At 70.6% G+C, this 2,443-nt stretch carries 1 protein-coding gene; it reads right to left on the bottom strand.

Annotated elements, in window-relative coordinates; all coding sequences use genetic code 11:
• Nucleotides 1-2,309 (bottom strand): protein kinase domain-containing protein (locus tag AC1D1T_RS31795; RefSeq protein ID WP_477993354.1); only part of this gene is annotated, 2,309 nt, incomplete at its 3' end.
• Nucleotides 2,310-2,443 lie beyond the last annotated feature (134 nt).

Consider the following 2,443-nt stretch of genomic DNA (forward strand, 5'->3'; position numbering starts at 1 on the left):
GCATAGATCAGCGCGAACGGCGCGCCCTTCATCAGCAGCGGCAGCAGCAGGAAGGCCGGCGCATTCACCTGCTGCCGGTACCACGCCGGCAGCCGCGCCGYGATGTTCGGCACCGTCGCATCCGAGATCAGCGTGTCGGCCCCCTTCAGGCACACTGCGCTGAACAGGTCGGGCGCGGTGCCCGGTGCCGGCTTCAGCGCCACCTTGAACTGCTTGCACGCGCCGTCCACGTCCTCGCCCATGCCGAAGCGGCCGGTCAGCATCTCGGTCTTCGGATCGCGCAGGCAGAACACGATGCGCCGGAACCCGAGCGCACGCAGCATCGTCTCCAGGATCATCCGCAACACGTCGTTGAGCTTGAAGTCCTCGACCATCGTGTTCGTGATGTCCTGGATCCCCGCACCCAGCATCGCCGCCGCCGCGTCCTGGTCGAACGGCTTCTGCTCCGGCACCGTCACGTCGATCGCGATCGTCGCCTGCAGCTCGTGCCCCGCCAGGCTGTCAGCATCGCTGACGATGGTCTTCGCGGTGCCGTTGCCGCCCGGCTGCTCCAGCAGGCGCCGCACCGGCGAGCCCGGCTGCACGCTCAGGCTCATCGCCTGCGCCAGCCCGGCCAGCCGCTGCTGCGCCAGCAGCGCCGCGGCCTGCATGTCGCGCGGGCTGATCTCGAGCACGCGTGCATAGCGCTGCGCCACCGCCGCGATCGCGCTGCTCGCGCGGCCCGGCTCGGCCTGCATCATCGCGTCGGTCACCTCGTTGGCCGCCATCGCGATCCAGCGCAACCGGTCGGCCTTCTCGCACGGCCGCGTCGGGAAATCGCCCACCGGCCGGCGCATGCAGCGCTGCAGGCTCTCGGGGAATCCCCAGGCCTTCGCGATGCCCAGCCCCAGCTCCTCGAAGCTCAAGCCCAGCACGCTGATCGACGCCGCATGCTCGCCCATCGTCGAGCCGCCCACGCCCTTGCTGCCGGTCAGCTTGCGCACCTGGCGCGCCTCGTCCGGGAAATAGAACTCCGTCAGCAACCGGCCCAGGTTCTGGAACATCGCGCCGATGAAGGCCTCCTCGCCCTCCTTCGACCCCGGCAGCAGTTCGTTGGCCAGCGAGCCGGCCATCAGCGAACGCAGGAACTCCTCCTTCAGCTGGTTCGCATGCCCCTTGTCGTGCATGTGCTCCAGCAGCACCAGGCTGAGCGCGATGTTGCGGATGCCGGCAAAGCCGATCAGCGCCACCGCGCGCGACACCGTGCTGATGCTGCCGCCGCCCGACTGCGCGTAGTGCGCGGTGTTCACCAGCCGCAGCAGCTTGTTGGTCAGCGCGACATCCTTCAGGATCTCGCTTGACAGGCTGGCCAGGCTCTCGGTCTCCGAGTTCGCGACGCGCTGGATGCGCACCACCGAATCCGACATCGCCGGGAAATCGCTCTTGTGCCGCATGCGCCGCAGCAGGAAGTCCAGCGTGCCGCTGCCGCCCTGGGCCGCCTGAGGGGCCTGCGCATCGCTGCCGGCCGGCACCAGCCACTCCTGCAGGGCCTTGCGGAACGCGGCCACGTCGGCATGCCGCTGCCCCGGGTCGCGTGCGAGGCTGCGCATCACGATCGCGCGCAACGCATCGTCGGCATCGCCGGCGGCATCCTTCGGCCACACCATGTCCTCGTGCGCCACGCGGTACATCGCGCGGAACGGATCCTTCTCGATCAGCAGCTGCCGCCCGCACAGCATCTCGGCCAGCACCAGCGCCGCCGAGAACAAGTCCATCGCCGGCGCCGGCTTCAGCCCGTGCGTCGCCTCGGGCGACATGTAGCCCGGCGTGCCGACCACCTGCTGCACATGCTGTGCATTCACGCTCGCGGCGATGCCGAAATCCATCACGCGCGCCCGGCCCTCGCCGTCGACCAGGATGTTCGACGGCTTCAGGTCGCGGTGGATCACGCCCGCGGCATGCGCGGCGCTCAGCGCGTCCAGCACGCCGAGCATCATCTCCACTGCGTCGCGCGCCGGCATCGCGCCCTTCGCGCGCAGCTGCTCGGCCAGCGTCGGGCCGGCCACGTACTCGAAGACAAGGTAAGGCTGCTGCTCGTGCACGTCGGCCTCGAACACCGGCACGATGTGCGGATGGGTCAGCCGGCTGACGCTGCGCGCCTCCTGCAGCCAGTGGCCCACCGATTCGGTGTCGGCACCGGGGCGCATCAGCTTGACGGCCACCTCGCGCTCCAGGCGCGGGTCGTGGGCGAGCCACACCGTCGCCTGCGCGCCCTTGCCGAGCAGGCGCCGCAGCTCGAAGCGGCCCAGGGTGGTCGGGCGCGTGGCCATGGCGACTGCTGGCATCGAGGGGATGACGGGCTACTGAGGACGCGAGCGCGACGCGGCCAGGCCGCGCAGGCCGCCCGCGGGCGGCGTCGCGTCATCTGCTGCCGGCGCATGGCGCGGCGACACCGGCACCGTGC

This window comes from Rhizobacter sp. P2_H3 (assembly GCF_056403355.1).